At 67.7% G+C, this 24,252-nt stretch carries 25 protein-coding genes; 10 read left to right on the top strand and 15 right to left on the bottom strand.

All coding sequences use genetic code 11. The annotated features are described in order from the left end of the window. Positions 1 to 13: 13 nt before the first annotated feature. Positions 14 to 439 (bottom strand): Fur family transcriptional regulator, encoded by a 426-nt coding sequence (locus tag GVY39_RS22575; protein ID WP_159927914.1) that lies wholly within the window; start codon positions 437 to 439, stop codon positions 14 to 16. A gap of 505 nt (positions 440 to 944) precedes the next feature. Here GVY39_RS22575 and GVY39_RS22580 point away from each other — a divergent pair. After that, entirely contained in the window at positions 945 to 1,469 is a 525-nt protein-coding gene (locus GVY39_RS22580) for a hypothetical protein (protein ID WP_236565611.1), read from the top strand. 106 nt (positions 1,470 to 1,575) lie between these two features. Here GVY39_RS22580 and GVY39_RS22585 read toward each other — a convergent pair whose 3' ends face one another. Then, positions 1,576 to 2,034 carry a hypothetical protein gene (locus GVY39_RS22585; RefSeq protein WP_159927912.1) on the bottom strand — a complete coding sequence of 153 codons (459 nt, stop codon included), beginning with the start codon at positions 2,032 to 2,034 and terminating at the stop codon, positions 1,576 to 1,578. Positions 2,035 to 2,154: 120 nt separating this feature from the next. On the opposite strand from GVY39_RS22585, the gene GVY39_RS22590 reads away from it, so the two are divergent. Continuing rightward, positions 2,155 to 3,414 carry an APC family permease gene (locus GVY39_RS22590; RefSeq protein WP_159927910.1) on the top strand — a complete coding sequence of 420 codons (1,260 nt, stop codon included), beginning with the start codon at positions 2,155 to 2,157 and terminating at the stop codon, positions 3,412 to 3,414. 128 nt (positions 3,415 to 3,542) lie between these two features. After that, positions 3,543 to 4,892: a serine hydrolase gene (locus GVY39_RS22595; RefSeq protein WP_159927908.1), complete on the top strand. Its 1,350-nt coding sequence runs from the start codon at positions 3,543 to 3,545 to the stop codon at positions 4,890 to 4,892. 16 nt (positions 4,893 to 4,908) lie between these two features. Here GVY39_RS22595 and GVY39_RS22600 read toward each other — a convergent pair whose 3' ends face one another. The 5 genes from GVY39_RS22600 to GVY39_RS22620 all read right to left on the bottom strand — a co-directional run bounded on the left by GVY39_RS22600 (position 4,909) and on the right by GVY39_RS22620 (position 8,850). Next, complete coding sequence (locus tag GVY39_RS22600) at positions 4,909 to 5,832, bottom strand: aminotransferase class IV (protein WP_159927898.1); 924 nt, start codon at positions 5,830 to 5,832, stop codon at positions 4,909 to 4,911. A 64-nt stretch (positions 5,833 to 5,896) separates the two neighbouring features. Then, on the bottom strand, positions 5,897 to 6,154 hold the full coding sequence (locus tag GVY39_RS22605) for a Txe/YoeB family addiction module toxin (RefSeq protein WP_159927896.1): 258 nt from the start codon (positions 6,152 to 6,154) through the stop codon (positions 5,897 to 5,899). After that, complete coding sequence (locus GVY39_RS22610) at positions 6,151 to 6,399, bottom strand: type II toxin-antitoxin system Phd/YefM family antitoxin (RefSeq protein ID WP_159927894.1); 249 nt, start codon at positions 6,397 to 6,399, stop codon at positions 6,151 to 6,153. The genes GVY39_RS22605 and GVY39_RS22610 overlap by 4 nt, the downstream gene beginning before the upstream one ends. A gap of 147 nt (positions 6,400 to 6,546) precedes the next feature. Next, positions 6,547 to 7,581, bottom strand: a complete 1,035-nt coding sequence (locus GVY39_RS22615) for an aspartate-semialdehyde dehydrogenase (protein WP_159927892.1) — start codon at positions 7,579 to 7,581, stop codon at positions 6,547 to 6,549. Positions 7,582 to 7,584: 3 nt separating this feature from the next. Next, complete coding sequence (locus GVY39_RS22620) at positions 7,585 to 8,850, bottom strand: aspartate kinase (RefSeq protein WP_159927881.1); 1,266 nt, start codon at positions 8,848 to 8,850, stop codon at positions 7,585 to 7,587. Between the two features lie 164 nt (positions 8,851 to 9,014). Here GVY39_RS22620 and GVY39_RS22625 point away from each other — a divergent pair, with 164 nt between their 5' ends. Further along, the gene (locus GVY39_RS22625; protein WP_159927879.1) at positions 9,015 to 9,428 is read left to right on the top strand and encodes a secondary thiamine-phosphate synthase enzyme YjbQ; all 414 of its coding nucleotides are present in this window, start codon (positions 9,015 to 9,017) and stop codon (positions 9,426 to 9,428) included. Positions 9,429 to 9,483: 55 nt separating this feature from the next. On the opposite strand, the gene GVY39_RS22630 is transcribed toward GVY39_RS22625, so the two are convergent. Together GVY39_RS22630 and GVY39_RS22635 are read right to left on the bottom strand one after the other, a co-directional pair. Further along, the gene (locus GVY39_RS22630) at positions 9,484 to 10,059 is read right to left on the bottom strand and encodes a dihydrofolate reductase family protein (RefSeq protein WP_159927877.1); all 576 of its coding nucleotides are present in this window, start codon (positions 10,057 to 10,059) and stop codon (positions 9,484 to 9,486) included. 31 nt (positions 10,060 to 10,090) lie between these two features. After that, a complete protein-coding gene (locus GVY39_RS22635; RefSeq protein ID WP_159927875.1) occupies positions 10,091 to 10,666 on the bottom strand; it encodes a dihydrofolate reductase family protein in 576 nt (191 codons plus the stop codon). A 74-nt stretch (positions 10,667 to 10,740) separates the two neighbouring features. Between GVY39_RS22635 and GVY39_RS22640 the strand changes: the two genes are divergently transcribed. Together GVY39_RS22640 and GVY39_RS22645 are read left to right on the top strand one after the other, a co-directional pair. Further along, positions 10,741 to 11,319, top strand: coding sequence for a TetR/AcrR family transcriptional regulator (locus GVY39_RS22640; protein WP_370523814.1), 579 nt, complete (start codon positions 10,741 to 10,743; stop codon positions 11,317 to 11,319). A gap of 65 nt (positions 11,320 to 11,384) precedes the next feature. After that, complete coding sequence (locus tag GVY39_RS22645; RefSeq protein WP_159927871.1) at positions 11,385 to 11,576, top strand: DUF1918 domain-containing protein; 192 nt, start codon at positions 11,385 to 11,387, stop codon at positions 11,574 to 11,576. A gap of 102 nt (positions 11,577 to 11,678) precedes the next feature. On the opposite strand, the gene GVY39_RS22650 is transcribed toward GVY39_RS22645, so the two are convergent. Then, positions 11,679 to 12,026, bottom strand: a complete 348-nt coding sequence (locus GVY39_RS22650) for a spore germination protein GerW family protein (protein ID WP_159927869.1) — start codon at positions 12,024 to 12,026, stop codon at positions 11,679 to 11,681. 252 nt (positions 12,027 to 12,278) lie between these two features. On the opposite strand from GVY39_RS22650, the gene GVY39_RS22655 reads away from it, so the two are divergent. Then, positions 12,279 to 12,737, top strand: coding sequence for an SRPBCC family protein (locus GVY39_RS22655; protein WP_159927867.1), 459 nt, complete (start codon positions 12,279 to 12,281; stop codon positions 12,735 to 12,737). Positions 12,738 to 12,827: 90 nt separating this feature from the next. Beyond that, positions 12,828 to 14,039, top strand: coding sequence for a low temperature requirement protein A (locus GVY39_RS22660; RefSeq protein ID WP_159927970.1), 1,212 nt, complete (start codon positions 12,828 to 12,830; stop codon positions 14,037 to 14,039). Here GVY39_RS22660 and GVY39_RS22665 read toward each other — a convergent pair. The 4 genes from GVY39_RS22665 to GVY39_RS22680 all read right to left on the bottom strand — a co-directional run bounded on the left by GVY39_RS22665 (position 14,017) and on the right by GVY39_RS22680 (position 19,334). After that, entirely contained in the window at positions 14,017 to 14,892 is an 876-nt protein-coding gene (locus GVY39_RS22665) for an ion transporter (protein WP_223520116.1), read from the bottom strand. The genes GVY39_RS22660 and GVY39_RS22665 overlap by 23 nt on opposite strands. Before the next feature lie 119 nt (positions 14,893 to 15,011). After that, positions 15,012 to 16,631, bottom strand: coding sequence for a GMC oxidoreductase (locus GVY39_RS22670; protein WP_159927865.1), 1,620 nt, complete (start codon positions 16,629 to 16,631; stop codon positions 15,012 to 15,014). A 79-nt stretch (positions 16,632 to 16,710) separates the two neighbouring features. Further along, a complete protein-coding gene (locus tag GVY39_RS22675; RefSeq protein WP_223520114.1) occupies positions 16,711 to 18,324 on the bottom strand; it encodes an alpha/beta hydrolase in 1,614 nt (537 codons plus the stop codon). Between the two features lie 242 nt (positions 18,325 to 18,566). Continuing rightward, entirely contained in the window at positions 18,567 to 19,334 is a 768-nt protein-coding gene (locus GVY39_RS22680; RefSeq protein WP_159927861.1) for a sulfite exporter TauE/SafE family protein, read from the bottom strand. A gap of 265 nt (positions 19,335 to 19,599) precedes the next feature. Here GVY39_RS22680 and leuA point away from each other — a divergent pair, with 265 nt between their 5' ends. Together leuA and GVY39_RS22690 are read left to right on the top strand one after the other, a co-directional pair. Beyond that, positions 19,600 to 21,393: a 2-isopropylmalate synthase gene (gene leuA / locus GVY39_RS22685; protein WP_159927859.1), complete on the top strand. Its 1,794-nt coding sequence runs from the start codon at positions 19,600 to 19,602 to the stop codon at positions 21,391 to 21,393. A gap of 264 nt (positions 21,394 to 21,657) precedes the next feature. Continuing rightward, positions 21,658 to 23,292 (top strand): MinD/ParA family protein, encoded by a 1,635-nt coding sequence (locus tag GVY39_RS22690; RefSeq protein ID WP_159927857.1) that lies wholly within the window; start codon positions 21,658 to 21,660, stop codon positions 23,290 to 23,292. Between the two features lie 24 nt (positions 23,293 to 23,316). Here GVY39_RS22690 and GVY39_RS22695 read toward each other — a convergent pair whose 3' ends face one another. Continuing rightward, positions 23,317 to 24,252, bottom strand: coding sequence for a LysR family transcriptional regulator (locus tag GVY39_RS22695; protein WP_159927968.1), 936 nt, complete (start codon positions 24,250 to 24,252; stop codon positions 23,317 to 23,319).

The following is a 24,252-nucleotide window of genomic DNA, read 5'->3' on the forward strand; positions in this document are numbered from 1 at the left end:
AAGGTGTGGACCGCTACTCGGAACGGCAGGTCGGGCATAGTCCCCAGAACACGACCTCGGCTTCATCGAGCACGAATCCGTGAGCGTCCGAAGGGGCCAGACATGGGGCTGATCCCACGGCGCAGTCGATGTCGGCGACCGCACCGCAGCTTCGGCACACCAGATGGTGGTGGTTGTCACCGATCCGGGTCTCGTACAGCGCGGACGAGCCCGCTGGCTCTATCCGCCGCAGGATCCCGGCGCGCACGCATGCGTGCAAGACGTCGTAGACGGCCTGCGTGGAGACCGATCCCAGCGCTTCCCGGACGGTGGCAGCCACCGTGTCGGCATCCGAATGCGGCCGCTGCGCGACCACGTTCAGTACCGCCAAGCGCGGGGCGGTGACCCGCAAACCCGCTGCGCGCAGCCACTCACGTGGGGCGGTGCCGTTGGTGTGCATGCTTCGATTCTGATCCTATTCTGGAATAAGTCAAGAAAATAGTCTGGAACCACTCAAGAAAAGTGCGGAGCCAGGATCGCGCCGACAGGCCGCAACGGGAGGCGCAACCTCGAACGATGACGACGCGAAGTGGCGAGCATCACAAATTCGCACTGGAATAGGTTCGGAGACCTCGTGGTTGAACCCCCTGTCGGCGTCCGGACAGCCCCGGGCCGCACCCCTTCGTCGCTACGAGCGACCACCCGCCGAGAGGCGCTTGTGGGACGTCGACGCCCATCGTGACGCCGGACACGGCGTCCGAGCTTCCAGCGCCGCCAGGACCTCTCGGACCTGGCGGCGCTGTCATTTCTTCGCATCCCGCACACTCGTCGAATCTCGCCCGCCGCGCGTCAGTCAGTGAGGTCGAAGCCGGCTCGAATGCGACGCCTGCCTCTGAACCCGATCCGCCGCATGGGAACTCCTACAGTGGCTATGACCGATATATGGGCAATGAGGGGAATCGATCATGAAACGCACGTTGTTCAGTACCGCCGTCGCCGCGTTCGTCGGCGCGGGTATGGCCGTCGCGGCGCCCGCCACGGCCGACGCCGGTGAACCATGCCAGCTGGGGTGGTCGAATGTGGGACCGCGCACCTGCGCCAAGACCGACTTCAACCTCAATCCGGTCTTGACACTCGGGAACGGCGTGTGCGCCGCCATCCTGTCGACGGGCGCGACCGCCTTCGACGGCCCCCTCTACCAGTACTCCGAAGCTCCCGGGGCCGTGCATTCGGTGGTATTGCGCATCACGCAGGGCTTTTCACCCGTAGGCGAGTGGGGACCGCAGCTGCTCGCCTGCGACGTGACGGCGATCGTGGATTGGCACAACCTCGACACCGGCCAGACCGGCAGCATCAGCCGCTTCATCCCGGCAGGCCAGCGCTTGTCACCGGCGATCGTGCTCGCCGACACCGGGCCTGGACGGGTCCGGCTCACCGTGCGAACCGACAAGCCGAATCTCCCGGCCTCCACGGAAATCGTCGTACCGTAAGGCGATCGACACCACGCCGGTCACCGAACTCGAAGGCTGGCCGACAACCGCTGGATGGGTCGGTGACGGGCTTGTCGAGCCTGCCGCGTCCGGAAGAATGTGCGGGTCAGGAGTGGAGCGATTCGACCCTGCGGTGGACGTATCGGCACGGGCACGCAGGGGCGCCGTCGGAGTCTTCGTCGAGGTGGACCAGCACGCGGGCGCCGTCGGATCGGGTCAGTGTCCACAACCATGGTTGCGGCTCGTCGCCGAAGCCGCACAGGATCTCGCTGCCGAGTTGTGCGGCGAGCAGGTCGACCAGCTCCCAGTTGTCCAGCGCGGCCCGGTCGGATGTGGAGGGGTCCGCACTGATCGAAAACGACGCAGCGAAGTCGCCGCCGACCGGGCGATAAGTGCAGAAGACCGCGAAGGGGCCATCTCGGGGGTCGTTCCGGAGCGCCTCGTCTACGAGGTCGTCGCTGCTGACGAAGATCTCCGAGTCGGGGACCGCGAAGCATCGCCGCAGGAACTCGCGCAGTTCTTTCGCGTCGAGAGGTCCAGTGGACAGACCGTCGCACGCAATCATCCGACGAGCGTACTGAGCCGAGACCACCCGGCGGCGACTCGTTTCGGCCGAGCACGGTGCGGTCTTCATCGAGCCGAGTTCGCTCTGCGGTGGCGCGCGTGATGCGGAAGGATGCTGCTCATGGCGTCGCAGGATGGAACCTTGCATCGGCGGCTCGGGCTCACCGATTCGGTGGTCATCGGGTTGGGGTCGATGATCGGGGCGGGTATCTTCGCGGCGCTGGCGCCGGCGGCGGCTTCGGCCGGGAGCTGGTTGCTGGTGGCGCTCGCGGTGGCGGCGGTGCTGGCCTACTGCAACGCGATGTCGTCGGCGCGGCTGGCTGCACGGTATCCCGTCTCCGGGGGGACGTATGTGTATGGGCGGGAGCGGCTGGGACCGTTCTGGGGATATCTCGCGGGCTGGGGATTCGTCGCGGGGAAGACTGCCTCGTGTGCGGCGATGGCGCTGACCGTCGGTAGCTACGCATGGCCCGATCAGGCGCATGCCGTGGCGGTTGGCGCGGTGGTGGCGATTACCGCCCTCAACTACACGGGGGTGCAGAAATCGGCGGTCGCGACTCGGGTGATAGTCGCGGCGGTACTCGCCGTGCTCGCCGGGGTGATCGTGATCGGGCTGTCCGGAACGCACTCGGCGGCAACGGCGTTGCCCGACCGGATCGGTCCCCGCGACGTCCTCACGGCGGCGGGACTGCTGTTCTTCGCGTTCGCGGGATACGCCCGCATCGCCACGCTCGGTGAAGAGGTGCGCGAACCGCAGCGCACGATTCCCCGCGCCGTCATGATCGCGCTCGGACTCGCCCTCGCGGTCTACGCGCTGGTGGCGGTGGCGGCGCTGAGTGTGCTCGGCTCCGCGGGCCTGGCACAGGCAACCGATCCGCTGGCAAGACTGGTCGGCGAGGCGGGCGTTCCCGCGGCCGCACCGGTGGTGCGGATCGGCGCGGTGCTCGCGGCGGCCGGTTCGCTGCTCGCGTTGATCCTCGGTGTGTCCCGCACGGTGCTCGCGATGGCACGAGACCGTTATCTGCCGAGTGCGCTCGCGGCCGTGCATCCGCGATTCGGGGTGCCACACCACGCGGAGCTGGTGGTCGGCGCGATCGTCGCCGTGGTCGCGGCGCTCTTCGATCTGCGCGCGGCAATCGGCTTTTCCTCGTTCACGGTGCTGTTCTACTACTTGATCGCCAACATCTGCGCCGCCACGCTGACTGTGGAGGAGAATCGCCCACCCCGATGGATCCCAGCGGTCGGCGCGGTGGGTTGCGTCGTGGTCGGGTTCTCACTGCCCGTCAGCTCCGTCCTCTCCGGTCTGGGTGCGCTCGTCATCGGCGCTGCGTTGTACGTATCGGGCAAGCGCTACGGTCGAGAAGCCCCATCATCCCCCTGACCGCTCATGCCGATCGGCAAGCGATGGAGTCCGTTTCCGGACCGATGCGCGAATCGGATGTCCAGTTTCCCGCCACGAACCCCGCCTGTTGACCGCGCGAATGCGCCGCAGAGCGCTAGCCTTTGCGCATGGGGCGTTTCGGTGGATTCCTGGCGGGAATCGCGGCGGTTTCGCTGGTGGCGGGCAATCTCTTCGCCGTGAACGCGGTCGCCGCGCCTGACGACCATATGCGGTGCGCGGTCACCTCGGGACGCGATCTAGAACGCGCGGCACCGGAACAAGTGGGGCTGGATTCCACGAAGGTGCGCGACGCGATGACGTTCGCGGCCGGACGAAACCGATTCAACGTGCAGGTGTTCCGGCACAACTGTCTCATCGGCGAGGGGCCGACCAACGCCCAGACCGGCAATGTGGCGTGGAACATCTGGAGCTCGACCAAGAGCGTCGTCTCCCTGCTCGCCGGAATCGCCTGGGATCAGGGCAAACTCGATCTCGACGCACCAATAGACCGGTACCTCCCCGCGCGGCTCGGCGACGCGGAGCACCGGTCGATCACCGCCGAAAATCTGCTCACCGAAACCTCCGGCATGCGGGTGGGTGTGCTGACCGAGGGCATCACCGGCGTGATCCCGATCGACCCGGACAGCGCGGTGCAGGCGCTCGGCGTGCCGCTGGACAATCCGCCAGGCACCGTCTTCACCTACAGCCAGCGCAACGTCGACCTGCTGGCCTACGTGCTGGAACTGGCCGTCGGCGAACCACTGCAACAATTCGCGCAGCGGGAGCTGTTCGATCCGCTCGGCATCCCCCGCGGCGACTACTTCTGGGCGAAGGACCGCTCGGGGCACACCTACGGCTACGCGCACCTGATGATTCCGCCGAACGACTTCGCCAAGCTCGGACTCCTGGTCGGCAACGACGGGCGCTGGGGCGAAGAGCGGATCGTCTCCGCCGACTATCTGCGAATGGCCCGCACGCCCTCACCCACGAACGAATGCTACGGATACCTGTTCTGGCTCGGAGCGGGCTGCGCCGAGATCGCCGACTTCCTGCCCGACGATGTGTACGCGATGGCGGGACTGGGGATGCAGAACGTCTTCGTCATCCCGAGTCTCGATCTCACGGTGGTCTGGACCGGCGTCTTCGGAAACGTCAGCAGCCAGGGCCTGTCGGGCGTCGTGCAGAACACGCAGGAACTGCCCTACGAGTTCTTCCGCAGGTTGTTCGACGCGTTCGACGAGCGGCCCGTGCCCGACCCGGGCCCCTACGTCGAGCCGCCGCTGCGCCTCGACCCCCGCCGCTTCATCGACACGGACATCTTGATCGCGGTGTTCGGCATCGGGCCCGCCGCCTATCCGGGCTGCAACGTCTTCGCCTGCCTGAATCAGCCGCTGGACCCGCCGTTCGCCAACACCCCGCCGGGCTGCGCCATCCTGGTGTGTCTCGGACCCGATCCGCGCACCCCGGGCATTCGCTGAGCCGCCTCGCCGTGGACTACCCGGCCGCGGACAGCCTCGTGACCCAGCCGTGCATCTCGTCGGTGCGCAATGCCGCATGGTGGCGTTTGCGCAGCGCCTGGGAGATCGGGCCGGGCACGCCGTTCGCGACCACACGGCCGTCCACCTCGACGACCGGCGCCGCGCCTGCCGACGTTCCGGTGACGAAGACTTCGTCGGCGATGTACAACTCGGTGAGATCGACGGTGCGTTCCACCACCGGAATGCCGTCTTCGGCCGCCAAAGTGAGCACGGTCCTGCGATTGATACCGTCGAGAATGTCGCAGGAGACATCGGGGGTGATCAGTGTGCCGCCGCGGACGAGGAAGATATTGGCCGCGCTGAGTTCGCAGACGTGTCCGTTGCCATCGAGGAATACGCAGTCGTCGTAGCCGCTGTCGATCGCGTCCTGCTTGGCCAGAACCGAATTCACATATGCCCCGTTGACCTTCGCTCGGGACGGAATCGCGTTGTCCGGAATGCGCCGCCACGGACTGGACTTCAACCGCATGCCGTTCTGCGGGACGATGGGCACGGCGTCGTAGACGAACATGCTCATCCGAATCGCGCACCCGCGCACCCGCGTGCCCGGAATGGACTCGACGACGTGGACGGTCGCCCGGACGAAGACGTCCTCACGGGGAGCGTTGGTCGCGATCAGCTCCACAACCGCCGCGCGGAACCGCTCGTAATCCCACTCCGCCGCGAACCGATCGATCCCGATGATCTTGCAGGATTCCTCGAGCCGACGGAAGTGATCGTCCAGACGGAAGGCGGTACGCGCTGCCCCATCCACGTGCACGGGGAAGACGGTGTAGACACTGAGTCCGTACAACACCGCCGACGATGCGACGCCGACCGTGGCCGCGTCAGCCGCGACAATCCGGTCGCCGAGATACACGTGAGGATGAGGGTAAGCCATCGGCGCAGGCTAACAGCCGCGCTACGCGACGAGCGAGACGTTTTCGGCGGGGACCATACAGGCGTCAGTCGTAGTGCTTGCCGACCTTGGCAATCCATATCGCATCGTCGACGACCCGGTAGACGATGCGATGCTCCTGCGTGATCCGGCGTGACCAATAGCCCGACAGGTCGTGCTTCAACGGCTCGGGCTTACCGATGCCTTCGAAGGGGCCGCTCAGAATGGCTTTGATCAGCACATTGACCTTCTTCAAAACAAGCCGGTCGCGCTGCAGCCACGCCGAATATTCCTCCCAAGCGGACTCGGAGAAAACGACCTTCATTCGATGAGGTCGCGTACGACGCCGCCACCACCCTCGAGTTCCTGAATCGATCGGCGTAGCCGCGCCCCGTCACGCCCGCTCAACAACTCCACGGTCGTCATCAGCGAGTCGTAGTCTTCCTTGGATATCAACACGGCGTTCCCCCCCTTGGACACGATCTCGATTGTGTCGTGATCCTCGTTGACCTTCCTGATCAAGGGGAATAGATTCTTGCGCGCCTCACTAGCGGTAATCGCGGCAGCCATGATCCCTCCTGGCCAGTAGTACGAAATATGGTACCACTGTTGCTAGGTCTACTGCGACAGACGCGGCCACGAGCGCCGTTCGGCCGACCAGGTCCACAACGACGAACGGGCCGCGGGAATCCCGCGGCCCGTTCGATCGAGGAATTCTCAGCGCTCGCTGAGCAGCACTTCGGCGATCTGGATGGTATTGAGGGCAGCGCCTTTTCGCAGGTTGTCGCCCGAGATGAACAGCGCGAGCCCGCGACCGTCCGGCACACCCGGGTCTTGGCGGATGCGGCCGACGAGCGAATCGTCGATGCCCGCCGCGGCGAGCGGGGTCGGCACGTCCACCAGCTTCACGCCGGGCGCCTTGGCCAGGATCTCCTTGGCGTGCTCGACCGACAGCGGCTCGGCGAATTCGGCGTTCACCGACAGCGAGTGGCCGGTGAAGACCGGTACGCGCACGCAGGTGCCGCTCACCGCCAGATCCGGGATGCCGAGGATCTTGCGGCTCTCGTTGCGCAGCTTCTGGTCCTCGTCGGTCTCGCCGGAGCCGTCGTCGACCAGCGAACCGGCCAGCGGAAGCACGTTGAACGCGATCGGCGCGACGTACTTGTGCGGGGCGGGGAAGTCGACGGCGCGACCGTCGTGGGTCAACTGCTCGGCGTCCGCGATCACCGCGCGGGCCTGTCCGGCCAGCTCCTCGACACCGGCCAAGCCGCTGCCGGAGACCGCCTGGTAGCTGGAAACGATCAGGCGGCGCAGGCCGGCGATGTCGTGCAGCGGCTTGAGCACCGGCATGGCCGCCATGGTGGTGCAGTTCGGATTGGCGATGATGCCCTTGACCAAGTTGCGGGTCTGCTCCGGGTTGACCTCGCTCACCACCAGCGGAACCTCGGGGTCCTTGCGCCACGCCGAGGAATTGTCGATCACCGTGACGCCCGCCGCGGCGAACCGCGGCGCCTGCACGCGCGACATGGTGGCGCCCGCCGAGAACAACGCGATGTCCAGCCCGGACGGATCGGCTGTCTCGGTGTCCTCGACCACGATCTCGCGGCCGCGCCACGGCAGCGTCTTGCCCGCCGAACGGGCGGAGGCGAAGAACCGCAGCTCGTCGGCCGGGAAATTGCGCTCGTCCAGCAGTTTCCGCATGACGGCGCCGACCTGTCCGGTCGCGCCGACGACTCCTACGCGCACTCCCATGACTTATCGCCCCGTTCCGGCGTGGACGACCGCGACCTCGTCGCCGCCCAGGTCGAATGCCTTGTGCAGCACCTGCACCGCCTCGTCCAGTTCGGTGTCCTTGACCAGGACGGAGATCCGGATCTCCGAGGTGGAGATCAAGTCGATGTTCACGCCCGCCTCGGCCAGCGCCTCACAGAAGGTGGCGGTGACGCCCGGGTGACTCTTCATGCCCGCACCGACCAGCGACACCTTGCCGATGTGGTCGTCGTAGAGCACCTGGGAGAAGCCGATCTCGGACTGACGCTTGGTCAGCATCTCCACCGCGCGGGCGCCCTCGGTCTTGGGCAGCGTGAAGGTGATGTCGGTCTTGCCGGTCTCGACCTTCGAGATGTTCTGCAGGACCATGTCGATGTTGATCTCCGCGTCGGCGACGGCGCGGAACACCTTGGCCGCGTAACCCGGCTCGTCCGGCAGCCCGACCACGGTCACCTTGGCCTCGCTGCGGTCGTGCGCGACGCCAGTGAGGATTGCTTGCTCCAAGGGGATCTCCTCCATCGATCCGTAAACGTAGGTGCCCTGCTTGTCGGTGTAGGACGAGCGCACGTGCACGGGCACGTTGTAGCGGCGGGCGTATTCGACGCAGCGCAGCATCAGCACCTTGGCGCCGCAGGCCGCCAATTCCAGCATCTCCTCGTAGGAGACCTGCTCGAGCCGCTGCGCGTCGGGCACGATCCGCGGATCGGCGGTGAAGACGCCGTCCACGTCGGTGTAGATCTCGCAGACGTCCGCCTGCAGGGCGGCGGCCAACGCGACCGCGGTGGTGTCGGAGCCGCCACGGCCCAGCGTGGTGACGTCCCTACTGTCCTGGCTCACGCCCTGGAAACCGGCGACCAGCACGACCAGCCCCTCGTCCAGAGCGGCGCGGACGCGGCCGGGGGTCACGTCGATGATCTTCGCGTTGCCGTGCGCGCCCGTGGTGATCACGCCCGCCTGCGAGCCGGTGAACGAGCGGGCCTCGGCGCCGAGGGAGTGGATGGCCATGGCGACCAGCGCGTTGGAGATGCGTTCACCGGAGGTGAGCAGCATGTCCATCTCGCGGGCTGGCGGCGACGGCGCCACCTGCTGAGCGAGATCGAGCAGCTCGTCGGTGGTGTCACCCATGGCGGAGCAGACGACCACCACATCGTGGCCCTGCTTCTTGGTCTCCACGATCCGTTCAGCGACGCGCCGGATACGCTCGGCGGTCGCCACCGAGGATCCTCCGTACTTCTGAACCACGAGAGCCACGACAGGGTCCTCCAAGATCGACAACAAACTGGTAACAGTCATTCAGACTACCGGCCCGGGGCCAGGGGTTTTGCCGCTACCTACCCGGCTTGTGGAAAACCCCACAGCCGCATCCCATCCCGGTCGCCCCGCACGGCCCGCCTCGGATGAGGGACGATGGGCGCATGAAGAGCACGCTGCTCGAGGTGAGAACGGGCCACAGAGAAGTGGTACAGGACATCACGCCGCAGTGCGCGACTTTCGCGCGCGCAGCGGGCGGCGACGGGCTGCTGCACGTCTTCGTACCGCACGCCACCGCCGGGATCGCGGTCATGGAACTCGGCGCGCGCAGCGACGACGACCTGCTGGCCGCACTGCGCGATCTCCTGCCCGCCGACGACCGCTGGCGGCACGCGCACGGCTCGCGTGGGCACGGGCGCTCGCATGTTCTGCCCGCCCTGATCGCGCCGTACGCCACCGTCCCCGTCCTGGACGGAAAGCTCGCCCTGGGCACTTGGCAGTCGATCGCGCTGGTCGATCTCAATGTCGACAACCCGGACCGGCAGGTGCGGCTGTCGTTCCTCTCCGACGCGGGCTGACCTCGACCGGTGTCCGTGCAACCACGGAGGCCGACACCCCGCATTCATCCGGACGTCAGGCGCGGGTCAGCCAGCTGACCTGAACACCGTTGCCGAACTCGATGCGCTCGGTCGGCCGGAACATCGTCGGATGGAACTCGCCGGCGAAGCCGGGCACACCGGCGCCCGCGACGACCGGATAGCTCTTGATCACGAGTTCATCGATCTCCTCGAGCAGCGCGGCGGCGAGTTTGCCGCCGCCCGCCAGCCAGATGTCCATCCCGTCCCGTTGCTTCAGCTCGCGGACCAGCCCCAGCGGGTCGCGCTCGACCAGTTCTACGGCCGGGTCATCGATCCGGCCCAGCGTGCTGGACACCACGTACTGCTTCATGTGGGCATAGGGGCTGGTCACACCGATGGCCAAGGCCGGATCGTAGGTGCCGCGCCCCATGACCAGCGTGTCGAACTTCTGATTGGGCGCGTCCACGGCGAGGCCGACATGCGGCCGCACGTGGGTGGGCAGCGTCTCGGGGTACTCCGCGCGCAGCCATGCCCACATGTCATCGACGAGCGGGTAGAAGTCGACCTCACCATTCGGCCCAGCGATATAGCCGTCGAGTGAGAGCCCGACGAAGTAGACGAGTTTTCGCATGAGAATCCTTATCGAATAGGAAGCCGGAGGGTCAGGCCCGCGTGAACCGAACGACCTGCGCGCCGTTGCCGAACTCCTTGCGCTGCACCGGGGTGAACAAGGTAGGACGGAACGCGCCGGAGAAGACAGGTACGCCGGCGCCCGCGACGACCGGGTAGCACTTGAGGATCATTTCATCGATCTCGCCGAGCAGTCCGGCGGCGAGTTTGCCGCCACCCGCGAGCCAGATGTCCCCGCCTTCGGCCCGCTTCAACTCCCGCACGAACTCGACGGGGTCGCCGTCGACCAGCTCGACGGCCGGGTCATCGATCCGCCCGAGCGTGCTGGACACCACGTACTGCTTCAGGTGCGCGTACGGGCTGGTCACGCCGATGGCCAAGGCCGGAGCGTAGGTGCCGCGACCCATCACGACGCTGTCGCAGCGCTTGTTCGGTTCGTCCACCGGCATCCCCGCCTGCGGGCGGACATGGCTCGGCACGAATTCCGGGTACGAGGCGTTGATCCAGGCCGCCATCTCGTCGTCGTACGGATAGAAGTCGTACTCCCCCGCAGGGCCGGCGATGTAACCGTCCACGGACATACCTATGTAGTAGACAAGCTTTCGCATACCCATACCGCCTAACTCGTTGTACTCTGTCCGTAGTGATCTGAAATGTAGTACTACGAATGGAGTGGTGTCAAGTGCGGACCAACCCGGAACGACGACAGGCGCTCGTCGACGCCGCGATCGAAATCCTCGCGCGCGACGGCGCACGGGGACTGACCTTCCGCGCGGTGGACAAGGAGGCCCAGGTACCGGTGGGCACGGCATCCAACTACTTCGCCAACCGCGACGACCTGCTCACCCATGCGGGCAGGCGGTTCTACGAGCGGCTACAGCCGAGCGAAGCGACCATCGCCCAGCTGACCGAGGGTCCCAAGACCCGGGCGAACATCCTGGAATTGATGAAAGAGACGGCCGGACGTATCGAGGCCTTCCGCACCGGCTACCTGGCGCTGCTCGAACTGCGCCTGGAGGCGACGCGGCGACCGGAGTTGCGCGAGGTGCTGACCGCCCGGGTGCGCGAGGACATCGAGTACAACGTGCGCAACCACCTGGAGGCGGGGCTGCCCGGCGACGAGAAATCGGTGTTGCTGCTCTACCTCGCGCTGAACTGGCTGATCGTCGATCGGCTCACACTGCCGGGAGTGTTCACCGAGGAACAGGGCCTGGAATTGATCGAAGCCGCGGTCGAGCGCGTCATCGGCGCGGAGGACTGAATCGGATCGGGCGCACCTTGCGCGAACGGTTGTGACGCACACCACTGGCGTTCGATAATGGGGCGATGATGGCACATGTAGGAGATCGACTCTGCGTGCACGGACACGTGGTGGGAGAAGTGGATCACCTGGCCGAGATCATCGAGGTCCGCGGGCCGGACGGGACGCCACCCTACGTGGTGCGTTACTCGGACGGTCACGAGTCGCTGGTGTATCCAGGGCCCGACGCCATCGTCGAGCCCGCCACGTCGGAATGAACGCGCCCTGAGATGAACGCCGCCCCGAGATGAACGTCGCGCCGGGCCGAGCGTCGGCGGCTGCCTTCGCTCGGCCCGGCGCGGGCTTCGTCCGGTCGCCCGCTAGGCCCGTCGCCTGCCCAAGCGCGTCAGCGCCAGGGCGATGAGCCCCGCGACCAGCACCTTGCCTGCCGTTTCGATGATCGCGTTGACGTCCACGGCGGGGTGCCAGGTCAGTTGACCGTCGCGTAGCACGTACGCGCCGACGGGCTTGGCGCTCACCCCGAAGCCCACGCCTTCACCTTCGCCCTCTCCGTCCGCGCCGTTCGAGCCGCCCCCACCGCCACCACCGCCGCCCCGGACCGAGGCGGCGGGAATGACGATCGCCCCGCCGGATTCGTAGGGGTCTCCGTAGACCCGGCGCACCGTGATCACATCCCGCGCCTGTGCCAGCAGTTCGGCGTATTTCATCACAACCTCCCGCCCGGACCGAGGACGCCGGAAACCGGCGTCCATTCGGGCTCGATGGTAGGCGCACGAGCCCCGATCGGCCGCATCCTTCCACTCGGAAGTTGTTCCCCGGGTTGCCGATCCCCGATCTCGACCTGATAACGGCACGTTATCCGGTTAGCCGAGAATCGGTCTGGCGCAGTCAGGTTGACGAAACCGTCAAAGCGCGGAGACAATCGGCCGACTTGTCCAACCGGGGGTCGGGAGTATGCCATGCGCACCAAAACGGATATCCGATTCTTCGTCGACACCGATCCCGAACAGGTCATGGACGCTCTGACGGCCGTCGAATCGCTCCCGGAATGGTCGACCTCCTACAGTGATGTCCGGGTCGCGACACGCGACGCGCTTCGCAGGCCCAGGCGCGTCTTCGTCAAGGCGGAGCTGCTCGGCAGCTCGGATCTGCAAGTGCTGGAATACAATTGGACCGACGACCGGTCCTCCTGGATCGTCGCCGACAGCACCAGGGGCGTGCGTGGCGGCGGCTTTTTCGAAGTGTCCGACAGCGTCGACGGCACGCACGTCTGGTACCACGTCGAACTCTATCTGCCCCTCCCGGTTCCCGGATTTCTCGTCAAACGCACTTTCCGCAAGGCCAACGAAGTGGTCGTGGAGTGCTTCATCGATTTCGCCGAGCGGTTCCCCGAAACGGAGACCTATCAACCCGTATAGGCGACCGCGACGCTGCGCTCTGCGCGAAACCGGTGGCCGGGCGACGCAGCCACCCGGCGCCGGACGGGCCGGGGTGCGACGATGAGCGTCATGATCGGTTCCAAACGGGCGCGCTTCCAGCCGATGGCCGAAGGCGGCTCGGTGACCCAGCTCGAGTTGTTCTTCGACTTGGTGCTCGTCTTCGCGTTCACCATGGTCACCGCCTCGGCCGCCGAGGAGACCAGCGCGAAGAACATGGTGCGTGCGCTGCTGGTGCTCGCGGTGATGTGGTGGCTGTGGATCGCGTATTCCTGGCTCGGCAATGTGGTCCGAGCCGACGAGGGCATCGCACGGGTCGCGATGTTCGCCGCGATGGGCGGGGCGTTCCTCGCCGCGCTCACCATCCCCGAGGCATTCCAGGACGCGCCGGGCGGATGGTTCGGCCCGCTGGTCTTCGCCATCGCGTACCTGATCGTGCGATTGGTGCACCTGGGCATGTTCTGGCTGGCCAGTTCCGGAGACTCGCAATTGCGCAACCAGCTGCTGCGCTGGGCGCTCGGTTCGATCACCCTCGGCACGACGCTACTGGTCGTCGCGGCGCTGACCACCGGTCGCGTGCAGATCGCGCTGTGGATCGCCGCGATCGTGGGCGACTACCTCTGGACGCTGTTCGCGGGGACCGATTGGCGGTTGAAATCGGCCACTCATTTCGTCGAGCGATACGGGCTGATCATCATCGTCGCCCTCGGCGAATCGATCGTCTCGATCGGCATCGGGGTGGCCGGCCTCCCGATTTCCTGGCCGATCGCGCTCGGCTCCATGCTCGGCCTCGCCATTTCCGGCTTGCTGTGGTGGGCGTATTTCGACGTCGCCGCCCTCGCGGTGGAGCACGAACTCATCCGCGCCAAGGGCAAACGGCAGATCGAGATCGCGCAGGCCTCCTACACCTTCTGGCATTTCCCGATGATCGTCGGGATCATCGCGCTGTCGCTGGGACTGAAGAAGGTTCTCTACTACGTCGGGGACTCCTCACATCACACCCTGACGGACGCGCTGTACGGAATTCCGCTCTACGCCCTGTACGGCGGCGTCGCCCTCTATCTGATCGCACTGGTGGGGTTCAAGCACTACGCGACGGGGCACATCACGGCGCCCCGGGTCGTCGCGGTGGCGGTGGTGCTCGCGCTGATCCCGTTGGCCTGCGCCCTGCCCGCGCTGGCTTCGCTGTCCCTGCTGTGCGCCGTCCTGATCGCGCTGATCGCCTGGGAGACCGTGCGTTTGGCGCAGCCACGAGACGAGATCAGGCACGCGGTACCCGAGTGACGTGGTGGCGCACGCAGTCCTCGTCGGGTGTCCGCCCGTACGCGGACGGCGGCACCCGGACACCGTCGCGGACCGCGTCGCGGATCTGATCGATGTTCTCCCGCAACATGTCCGCGACGAGTTCGTCGGTGCGCGGGTCCTCCAGCACCTGGAACACGATGCGGAACGTGGTGTCGGCGATCAACCGGATGATCTCGTCGTGGAACGGGATGTAGCGCACCCGGCCCGCCTGCGGGTCCTTCTTGATCAACTCGAGGATCATCTCGTCGAGTTCGGCGCGGTTCTCCTCCAGCGCGGCCGCGATGTTGCGGGTGTAGTGGCCGGTGCGCAGCACATGCGCCACCTCGTCCATCACCGCGATCGTCATCGGACGGCGAATGGTGTCGACGATGGTCGCCACGAACCGGTTCACCACCGCGGCCGTCACCCGGTCGCCGAACACGCGGTCGGCCACCCGGGCGAGCCGGACGAGGATCACCACGATCCGCAACAACCGGAAGCCGCGGAAGAACGGGCTGGTCACCGGGATCATGCCGAGGACTTCGTACCAGTAGACCAGCGGGAAGGTCCACGGCCAGCCCGCGCGGCGCCAGCGCCACAGGAACTCGGCCGCGAACACCGCGCACAACGCCCAATCGACGACCACGATCACGCGGTAGGTGTGCCCCGACACCGGGAAGAAGGTGATCCAGGCCACCAGCGCCACGGAGACGATGGCCAGCGCCAGCATCAGGAAGTCGGTCCACAGCATCGGCGGCTTGCGCGGATAGTCCTGCGGCTGCGCCGGTTCCCGCAGACCGTATCTGTCGACGGGCGAACTCTCGCTGCCCGAGCTGGTGGTGGGAGCGGACACTGCGGATCCCTTCGACGCCGAACGGTGCCGCCGACATTAGTACGCGCAGAGCATGCCCGGCACGGTTGGCGATACCCCGGAAGCGGAGCCGGAGGAACTCTCCGCCCGGCGCCCGCGAATCAGCGACCGGCGCGGACGATCGCCTCGATATTGCGTTCGGCCAGTGCGGCGATGGTCAGCGACGGGTTGACCGTTCCGGTGCTGCCAGGGATCGCCGCGCCGTCCATCACGTACAGGCCGGGGTGGCCGTGTACCCGGCCGTGGCCGTCGGTGGCACGTCCCAGCACCGCTCCCCCGAGCGGATGCGCGGTGAACAGCGCGTTCGCGTCGTAGCCGAGAGCGCTGTACTCGACGAGGGCGTCCGCCCGCTCGGCGATCCGGCGGTCGACCGCCCTGGCCGCCGCCACGGTGTCGTCGCGGTTCTTGACCGACCAGCTCAGCCCGACCCGGTTCGAAGCCCGGTCGTAGCCGAACCGGGTGCGGGTCGGATCCAGCACCATGCCGAGCGAGGCGAGCGCGCCGGTTTCGAACGGGATACCCGGGATGTACCAGCTCTCCAGGGTCAGCGGCACGCCGGACTCGTCGAAGATCCGGCTCGCGCTCGGCACGCCCTGGCCCTGACCGGCCACCGCGCTGGCTCCGCGGGCGAGCACCACGTCACCGTTGGTTCCCCAGCCGTCGCCGATGTGCTCGTTCAGGTTCGGCAACGCACCGGTGGCCTGGGCGCGCACCAGCAGTTCGGAGGTGCCGATCGACCCCGCGCCGAGGAAGAGCCGATCACAGGTGAGGGTCCGGGTGGCCAGCACGTCACCGGTCGGCGACAGCTTCGTCACGGTGACCGCGTAGCGGCCGCCGGATTCCTGCGCGATGGCGTCGACCCGGTGGCCGGGGAAGACTCCGCACCGGCCGGTGCCCTGCGCGTACGCCAGGTAATTCTGGTTCAGGTCGAACTTGGCGCCGTTGGAGTTGCCCAGATTGCTCCTGGCCGCCGTGGCCGACGCCCTTGTGGCGCCGGCGAGTTCACCACGCAGGATGTCCCAGTTGAAGATCGAGTCGTTCGCCCTCGGCTGGTAGCCGGCCTTGCGCACCTGGTCGTCCCAGGCGCGGGAATGCGCGAACGGCGAGGAGTTGTAGATGTCCGCGGGCATCGGGCTCAGCCGCAGCATCTCCCGCACGCGCGGGTAGTAGACGCGCTCCATCTCGCCGTACTCGACCGTACCGCCGAAGACGTGGTCGAAGAAGCGGCGTTCCGGGGCGATCATGGCTCCGCTGAAGATCACCGAGCCGCCGCCGACCGCGGCCGCGCGCCAGACATCTATGCCCGGATACTCGGTGCAGTCCAGCACGCCGCCGAAACTGGCGAAATGCATCGGCACCTTGGTGACGCCGGTGAAGTGGGTGCGGTGCCAGAAGCCGCGGCCGTCGGGCAGGTCGTCGCCGGTGAAGATCTCCCGCCACGGGTCGTTCGGCCAGCGCGAACCACGTTCGAGCACAGTGGTGCCGATCCCCGCCTCGGCCAGACGCAACGCGGTCACCGCGGCGCCGAAACCCGAGCCGATGACGATCGCTGGGGAGTGCTCCGGCGGGTCGGGGATCGGGGCGAAGATCTCCGGCACCCAGGTACGGAACAGGGCCTCCCAGGCCGGATCCGCGGACGCCGCGCTCCTACCCGCCAACGTTCCTACAGCACCGAGCAGGGCGGCCGTGCCTGCCGCCTTGAACAGGGCACGTCTACGCACCGGTCACCTTCCATCATCAGGCTTAGCGTGCGCAGATTACCGGTATTCCCGATTTGTGAATAGATATCCGTTTTTGCTATCAGTCGAACGGCAGCTCATCCACGCGGCAGGTCGCGCCGGGAGCAGGTAACTGCAAGTCGATGAGATAACGCTCGCGAAGCTTCCGGGCGCAGTCGCCGAGCGGTGTGTGCCCGTAGCCGTCGTCGACGACGACCAACCGGGCGTTGACCAGTTCCTGCTGCGCGCGCCGCGCGGCGCTGAGCGGGGTGACGGGGTCGAATCGATTGTTGACCAACAGAGCTGGGGTGTCCGACCGCAGGATCCACGGCCCGGTATAGCGCTGGGCATAGCCCTCGGGCGGCGACGGCCAGGAAGCGCACGGCTGGCGCAGCGACAGCCAGAATGGGCCGTAAGCCGGACTGATGCCCGCGAGTTCCCTTGCCAGCGCGGACCATTGACCCGGATCGCGCGGGAAGGTGTTGTCCGCGCAGGAAATCGCGATGAATGACTCCAGGAAGTCGTACGGTTCCTCGGTGGCCGAGAGGATCTCGCCAACAGCGTCCGGGTCGCCCGCGGGTCCGCGCTCCAGTTCGGCGAGCAGTTGGGCCAGGGCGGGCCAGCCCTGTTCCGGGTCGTACAGCAACAGCGCGTGCGACGACACCACCTCGGCGTAGGTGACCGTACGCGCCCGCTCGCCGGTCCCCACCACCACCGGCTGCGCGCGAAGCCGTTGTAGCACAGCATCATTGCGAGCCCGCAGATCGTCAGGGCGGACGGGGTCGTCCGCAGCGCGCCGCACCACGGCATCGCTCCGGCCGTCCGCCGCGAAGGCGCAGCGCGCCCGGCCCGCCTCCGCGCACAGCCGCAGGAATTCACCGAGTACTTCTTCGGTCCCGGCCGCGGTGGTCTCGATGGAGCTGCGAGTGTCGTTGGTGTAGGTCTCCGGGTCGATCATCGACGCCAGGTGCAGCGCACGCACCCGGTCGCCGAACAGCGCGCCGTATACCTGACCGAGATAGCTCGCGTAGGAACCGCCTGTGTAGGTCAGCCGCGGGTCGTCGACCGCGCGGCGCAGCAGGTCGAGATCGCGCGCGACGTCGACGGTGGTCAAGTGCCCGAGCAGGGCGCCGCCGTGCGCCGCGCACCCGGCGGCCAGCTCGCGGCTCGCCGCGTCGGCCACACGCTCCTGCTCCGGATTCACCGGCGGCAGCAACACGCCGGACCAGAACCGTCGCTGCCGCTCGGCGTCCGGGAAACACCGCACCTGCCCGCTGCGGCCGACTCCGCGCTGATCGAAGGTGATCACGTCGAAGCGGCGCGCGAGCTCGCCACCGAGCAATTCCCCCTGCGCCGCCCAGCGCAGTCCGGAACCTCCCGGCCCGCCGACGGCGGAGAACAAAGTGCCGATCCGCCGTTGCGGGTCGGTAGCCTGCTGACGCACGACCGCCAGCCCGAGGGTCGGCCCGTCGGGGTGCGCGTAGTCCACCGGCACCTGCGCGGTCGCGCACTGGAACCCGCTCATCCCCGGCTCGGTGCACGGCACCCAGTCCAGCCGCGGCGTCGGCGCGGCGTCGGCCTGCGCGACCAGGTCCGCGACCGCTGACTCGTGTCGGCTCGGCGGTCCGCCGCAGCCGCTCACCGCGGGAAGCAGCCCGGCGAGCACGGCGACGATGACGATCTTCCAGCTAGGCACGGCATTCATCCTGTGCCCCCGTGCGGGCGGGCGTCGTCACCCTGAGGATTGACATCCGACCCTGAGATCGCGGCGCGGCTCACCGCGACAGTCCGGGCAGCCGCCGTCGATTCGGCGTCCCACCGCCCGCACCGCGCCATCGCCACCGAGAGTCGGCGTCAGCCCGATGGGTACGGGCACATGCGCGCGGGGCCGTCCCCCGCGACTTCGGCGTGCGCGTTTCCGGTGCCATGAGCGGCCTCCTAGGACGTCAGAAGGCGGGTCACCGCGATCAGGCCGACCACGACGATGACCGCGCGCAGCACGGTCGGCGGCATTCGCCTGCCCATCCGCGCGCCGAGCTGTCCGCCGATGATCGAGCCGAGCGCGATCAGCGCCGCCGCGCGCCAGTCCACCTCCGCCACGACGATGAAGATCAGCGCCGACACCGCGTTCACGATCAGGGCGAGCGCGTTCTTCGCCCCGTTGAGGCGCTGGATGTCGTCGTGCACGAAAACACCGAGCAACCCGATCAGCAGCACGCCTTGGGCAGCGCCGAAGTAGCCGCCGTAGACGCCGGCGGCGAAGATCGCGGCGAACAGGATGGGGCCACCGTGCACGGGCGCGGGAGCGCCGTCGTTCTCCCTGCGGCGCTTCACCCAGCTCGCCAGTCGCGGCTGCACGACGACCAGCACCAGCGCCACGATGATCAGAATGGGCACGATCGCCTTGAACGCGCCGGCCGGCAATACCAGCAGCAGCACGGCACCCGTAATGCCCCCGAGCAGTGACGCGGTGCCCAAGCGCATCAGCCGGTCGCGCTGACCTGCTAGTTCGCGGCGGTAACCGTGGACGCCGCTGATCGAGCCGGGGACCAGCCCGATGGTGTTGGAGACGTTCGCGGTCACCGGCGGCAGGCCGAACGCCAGGAGCGCGGGAAACGTGATCAGTGTGCCGGAGCCGACGATGGTGTTGATGCCGCCCGCCGCGATACCCGCACCGAAGACGGCCAGTTGCTCCAGCCAGGTCATACCAATCCTTAGACGTCCCGTAGGGCAAGGCCCGTACCAGCGTTGTCCACTGCGGACCGACGGTAGTGGTGTCGTCGGATCACCCGACGACGGGACCTCCCTTCCCGACGGTAGGGAGGCACGGTAAACTCGCGGACATCATGCAGCGGGCACTTCTTCTCGACCGCCGCGACGGGGTCTGATCGGACCGGCTCCCGTCGCGGGGTATTGCCGCGCCGGTCGACCCAGCCCATTGGGAAAAACGACATCCTCGGGAGAACCGCCCATGTCCCCTGCTGACGCCTTCGTATCCGGCGCCCGCACCATCACCGCGCCGAGCAAACCCGCCCCCGCCGATCAACCCGGCTGGAACAAGCAGAAGAACTCCTCGATGCCGACGTTCCGCTATCGGCCGTTCGCCGAGGAGGTCGAGCCGATCACGCTGCCCGACCGCACCTGGCCGGACAAGGTCATCGACCGGGCGCCCGGCTGGTGCGCGGTCGACCTGCGCGATGGCAACCAAGCGTTGATCGACCCGATGAGCCCGGCCCGCAAGCGCCGCATGTTCGATCTGCTGGTGCGGATGGGTTACAAGGAGATCGAGGTCGGCTTCCCCTCGGCGAGCCAGACCGATTTCGACTTCGTCCGCGAGATCATCGAGGACGGCGCGATCCCCGACGACGTGTCGATCCAGGTACTGACCCAGTGCCGTCCGGAGCTGATCGAACGGACCTTCGAGGCCTGCGCGGGCGCGCAGAACGTCATCGTGCACTTCTACAACTCCACCTCGATCCTGCAGCGGAAGGTGGTGTTCCGCGCCGACCGCGAATCGGTGAAGAAGATCGCCACCGACGCCGCGACGCTGTGCCTGGAGATCGAGAAGCGCTACCCGGACACCAACTGGCGTTACGAGTACAGCCCGGAGTCCTACACCGGCACCGAGCTGGAATACGCCAGGGACGTCTGCGACGCGGTCTCGGCGATCATCGCCCCTTCGCCGGAGAAGCCGCTGATCATCAACCTGCCCGCCACCGTGGAGATGGCGACCCCGAACGTGTACGCCGACTCGATCGAGTGGATGAGCCGCAATCTGGCCCGCCGGGACTCGATCGTGCTGTCGCTGCACCCGCACAACGACCGCGGCACCGCCGTCGCCGCCGCCGAGCTGGGCTACCAGGCCGGCGCCGACCGGATCGAGGGCTGCCTGTTCGGCAACGGCGAGCGCACCGGCAATGTCTGCCTGGTCACGCTGGGGATGAACATGTTCTCCCGCGGCATCGACCCACAGATCAACTTCTCCGATATCGATGAGATCCGCCGCACCGTCGAGTACTGCAACCAGCTGCCGGTCCACGAGCGTCACCCCTACGGTGGCGACCTGGTCTACACCGCGTTCTCCGGCAGCCACCAGGACGCCATCAACAAGGGCCTGGACGCGATGAAGACGGCGGCCGACGCCGCCGAGTCCGATGTCGACGACATCGTCTGGGAGGTGCCCTACCTGCCGATCGACCCGAAGGACGTCGGCCGCACCTACGAGGCGGTCATCCGGGTCAACTCGCAGTCCGGCAAGGGCGGGGTCGCCTACATCATGAAGACCGACCACGGGTTGGCGTTGCCGCGCCGGCTGCAGATCGAGTTCTCCCAGGCGATCCAGAAGATCACCGACGGCGAGGGCGGCGAGGTGACGCCCAAGGAGATGTGGGATGTCTTCCACCAGGAGTATCTGAGCCCGATCCGCCCGCTGGAGCGGATGCGCCAGAAGGTCACCGCGTCGGAGACCGACGGCGGGGTCGACTCGATCGTGGCCGTGGTGAAGGTCGAGGGCGTCGAACAGGAGATCACCGGCAAAGGCAACGGGCCGCTCGCCGCGTTCGTCGACGCGATCGCCACGGTCGGCTTCGACGTCGAGGTCCTGGACTACTCCGAGCACGCCATGTCCGCGGGCGACGACGCGCAGGCCGCCGCCTACGTGGAGTGCGCGATCGGCGACCGGGTGGTGTGGGGCGTCGGCATCGCCACCTCGATCACGACCGCGTCGCTGCGCGCGGTGGTGTCGGCGGTGAATCGGGCGCACTGACAGCGCCTCGGCGACACATCCGATCGGGCGTCGTGACGGTTCTGCCGCGCGGCGCCCGATCGTGCTGGCGCAGACCACTTGTCGGTGGCCGGTCGCTCCCCACGTCCGGCACGCCTACCGCAGGGCGGCGTAGCGAACCCCGTGCTAGCGTTGGATTCGCACTCCAAGCGCCGAGCTCTCTGCTCGAATTCCCGAGCAGATGGGGGAACCGTGACAACAAACGACCACAATCCGACCTCTCCGCCCTGGCTGCAGAGTCATTCCGTGGATACGGCCGAAGTCAGCGACGCGGAGTCATCGGCCACCGTCCCATCGGCCGAGGCGATCGGCGGCGCGGAAGCGAAGGAACCCGACGTGGCGGATGGGCCGGCCCAGCCGGACGCACAGCCCGAACAGCCGGAGCCGCAAGGCTCGACGGAACAGACCACGGTCTACCCGCAAGCGGCCGTGCCGCCGCAGTCCTGGGCTCCCCCGCAGGCCGGGCCTGCCGAACCCTACGGTTCGTACGCCCCGCCGAGCCCTGGCGCGTACCCGCCACCGTCGCCCTTTCCCGGGGAGACGTTCCCTACCGGCGCATTTCAGCCACCGTCGAGTCACAGCGGTAACCACCCCGTAGCCACGCCGCCGGACGGGCCCAATCCCGGTTACGGCGAGTACCGCCAGGAGATCGGCGGCGACGGCTTGGTCCGGCGTGTGCCCATGGACTCCGCGCAGCCCGAACCCGCTGCGCCGCAGCCCGATCAGCCCAGCGGCCCGATCTACAGCTGGGCGCCGCCGCCCCCGCCGGTGACGCATCAGCCTCCGCCGCCTGCCTACCAGCATCAACCGCCGCCGCCCCCGATCGGGCAACCGCAGGTGCCGAGCTGGCAGGGCGGGCCTGCCCCGCATCAGTCCGCACCGCCGTTCCAACCGCAGCATGTGCCGCAGCCCGGCCAGCCGGGACATTCGGTGAACGACCTGAATCTGCTCAGACGGGCTCGCAGGGCGCCGCGCAGTGGTTGGCGCCGTGCGGTGCACAAGGCGTCCGGCGGCATGATCAACCCGGGCGAGTCGGCGGCCGACATCGTCTACCAGGACCTCGTCGACCGGGTGAACCAGCCGGTGCGCGGCGACTACCGGATCGCGATCCTCTCGCTGAAAGGCGGCGTCGGAAAGACCACCACCACGGTCGGTCTCGGCTCCACCTTCGCCTCGCAGCGCGGTGACCGGGTGATCGCGATCGACGCCAATCCCGATCTGGGCACGCTCGCGCACCGGGTGCCGCGGCAGACCCGCTCCACCGTGCGCAATCTGCTCGAGGATCAGCACATCACCAGGTACTCCGACGTGCGGGCGCACACCTCGCAGGCGCCGAGCCGCTTGGAAGTGCTTGCCAGTGAACAGGATCCGGCGGTCTCCGAGGCCTTCAGCGAAGCGGACTACCGCAAGGCGATCAGCATCCTGCAGTCGTTCTACAACATCATCCTGACCGACTGCGGTACCGGCTTGATGCACTCCGCGATGGCGGGCGTGCTGGATATGGCGAGCTCGCTGGTGCTGGTCACCTCACCTGCCATCGACGGCGCGCGCAGCGCGTCGGCCACGCTGGACTGGCTCGACCACCACGGCTACGGCAAGCTGGTGGAGCGAACGGTGGTGGTGGTCAACGCCTCCCGGCGCGGCGCGTCCACCGTCGATCTCGACCAGCTGCGCAAGCTGTTCCTCGACCGCACCCGCGCGGTGCAGGTGGTGCCGTTCGACGACCACCTCGCCGAAGGCGCGGAGATCGATCTGGAACTGGTGAGCAAGCCGACGCGGCGGGCGCTGCTGGAATTGGCGGCGATGGTCGCCGACGACTTCGGCTACGTCAGCGCGCAGGCCCAGCACCCCTACCGGAATCAGCCACCGCACGGGTTCTGATCGGCTCGGCACCGCCGCCGGTGATCATCCTCGTGTGGCGGTGTCCTTTCCGTTCCTCGTCTCAGGGTCGGCGGTCGCCAGCGCGGCGGCGGACTCGAACGCCGCGAGCACGGCCGCGATCGCCGGACGGGCGTCGGCCCGCGGACGGGTGGCCAGTTCGTACAACCGGGCGGCACGCACGCCGGACAGCCGCAGCACCGCCAGCGCGGGGTGGCCGACGGCGTAGCGCGGCATGAGCGCAACGCCGTAGCCGGTGGCGACCAACGTCTCGATGACGCGGAAATCGTTGAGCCGCTGCGCGATGCGCGGCTGTACACCGGTCACGGTGGCGATGGAGCGCAGCACGTCGTCGACGGGGAAACCGCCCCGCACACTCAGCCAGGTCTCGTCGGCCAATTCCTCCGGTGCGACCGACGAGCGGCCCGCGAGACGATGGGTCGGTGCGGCCACGACATCGATGGGCTCGCGCATGAGCACCTGGGTCGCGACGCGCGGGTCGGTGATCGGCGCGGCGCGTTCGTCGCGGTGGGTCAGGACCACGTCGTAGTCGGCGAGCAGTCGCGCCACTTCCGAGGGTGGCACGTCCTCGTCCCGCGCGATCACCTCGACACCGCTGTCCACCATGCCGGGCAACACGTGCGGCAGCAGCAACGCACCGCCCGAGGGGAACACCGCGACGCGGACCCGCCCGCGCGGCGAGCCGCGGTAGTAGGCCATCTCGGCGACCGCGCGATCCATGGCCGCGAGCACCTCGTCGGCGCGCACCACCAGGGCGCGGCCCGCGTCGGTCAGCCGGACCCGCCTGCCGTCGGGTTCGAGCAGGGCCACGCCCGCTTCCCTGGCCAGCACCTTGAGCTGTTGGGAGACGGCGGAGGGCGTCATGGACAGCGCCGCGGCCACGGCGGCGACGGTGCCGCGGTCGGCGAGCTCACGCAGCACACGCAGTCTTTCCAGAGCCAT

Source organism: Nocardia sp. CY15 (assembly GCF_009829295.1).
Lineage (GTDB): Bacteria > Actinomycetota > Actinomycetes > Mycobacteriales > Mycobacteriaceae > Nocardia > Nocardia sputi.

Coding starts and splice junctions, on each gene's coding strand:
- GVY39_RS22575 (WP_159927914.1), bottom strand. CDS start 439: ATGCACACCAACGGCACCGCCCCACGTGAGTGGCTGCGCGCAGCGGGT.
- GVY39_RS22580 (WP_236565611.1), top strand. CDS start 945: ATGAAACGCACGTTGTTCAGTACCGCCGTCGCCGCGTTCGTCGGCGCG.
- GVY39_RS22585 (WP_159927912.1), bottom strand. CDS start 2,034: ATGATTGCGTGCGACGGTCTGTCCACTGGACCTCTCGACGCGAAAGAA.
- GVY39_RS22590 (WP_159927910.1), top strand. CDS start 2,155: ATGGCGTCGCAGGATGGAACCTTGCATCGGCGGCTCGGGCTCACCGAT.
- GVY39_RS22595 (WP_159927908.1), top strand. CDS start 3,543: ATGGGGCGTTTCGGTGGATTCCTGGCGGGAATCGCGGCGGTTTCGCTG.
- GVY39_RS22600 (WP_159927898.1), bottom strand. CDS start 5,832: ATGGCTTACCCTCATCCTCACGTGTATCTCGGCGACCGGATTGTCGCG.
- GVY39_RS22605 (WP_159927896.1), bottom strand. CDS start 6,154: ATGAAGGTCGTTTTCTCCGAGTCCGCTTGGGAGGAATATTCGGCGTGG.
- GVY39_RS22610 (WP_159927894.1), bottom strand. CDS start 6,399: ATGGCTGCCGCGATTACCGCTAGTGAGGCGCGCAAGAATCTATTCCCC.
- GVY39_RS22615 (WP_159927892.1), bottom strand. CDS start 7,581: ATGGGAGTGCGCGTAGGAGTCGTCGGCGCGACCGGACAGGTCGGCGCC.
- GVY39_RS22625 (WP_159927879.1), top strand. CDS start 9,015: ATGAAGAGCACGCTGCTCGAGGTGAGAACGGGCCACAGAGAAGTGGTA.
- GVY39_RS22630 (WP_159927877.1), bottom strand. CDS start 10,059: ATGCGAAAACTCGTCTACTTCGTCGGGCTCTCACTCGACGGCTATATC.
- GVY39_RS22635 (WP_159927875.1), bottom strand. CDS start 10,666: ATGCGAAAGCTTGTCTACTACATAGGTATGTCCGTGGACGGTTACATC.
- GVY39_RS22645 (WP_159927871.1), top strand. CDS start 11,385: ATGATGGCACATGTAGGAGATCGACTCTGCGTGCACGGACACGTGGTG.
- GVY39_RS22650 (WP_159927869.1), bottom strand. CDS start 12,026: ATGAAATACGCCGAACTGCTGGCACAGGCGCGGGATGTGATCACGGTG.
- GVY39_RS22655 (WP_159927867.1), top strand. CDS start 12,279: ATGCGCACCAAAACGGATATCCGATTCTTCGTCGACACCGATCCCGAA.
- GVY39_RS22660 (WP_159927970.1), top strand. CDS start 12,828: ATGATCGGTTCCAAACGGGCGCGCTTCCAGCCGATGGCCGAAGGCGGC.
- GVY39_RS22680 (WP_159927861.1), bottom strand. CDS start 19,334: ATGACCTGGCTGGAGCAACTGGCCGTCTTCGGTGCGGGTATCGCGGCG.
- leuA (WP_159927859.1), top strand. CDS start 19,600: ATGTCCCCTGCTGACGCCTTCGTATCCGGCGCCCGCACCATCACCGCG.
- GVY39_RS22695 (WP_159927968.1), bottom strand. CDS start 24,252: ATGGCTCTGGAAAGACTGCGTGTGCTGCGTGAGCTCGCCGACCGCGGC.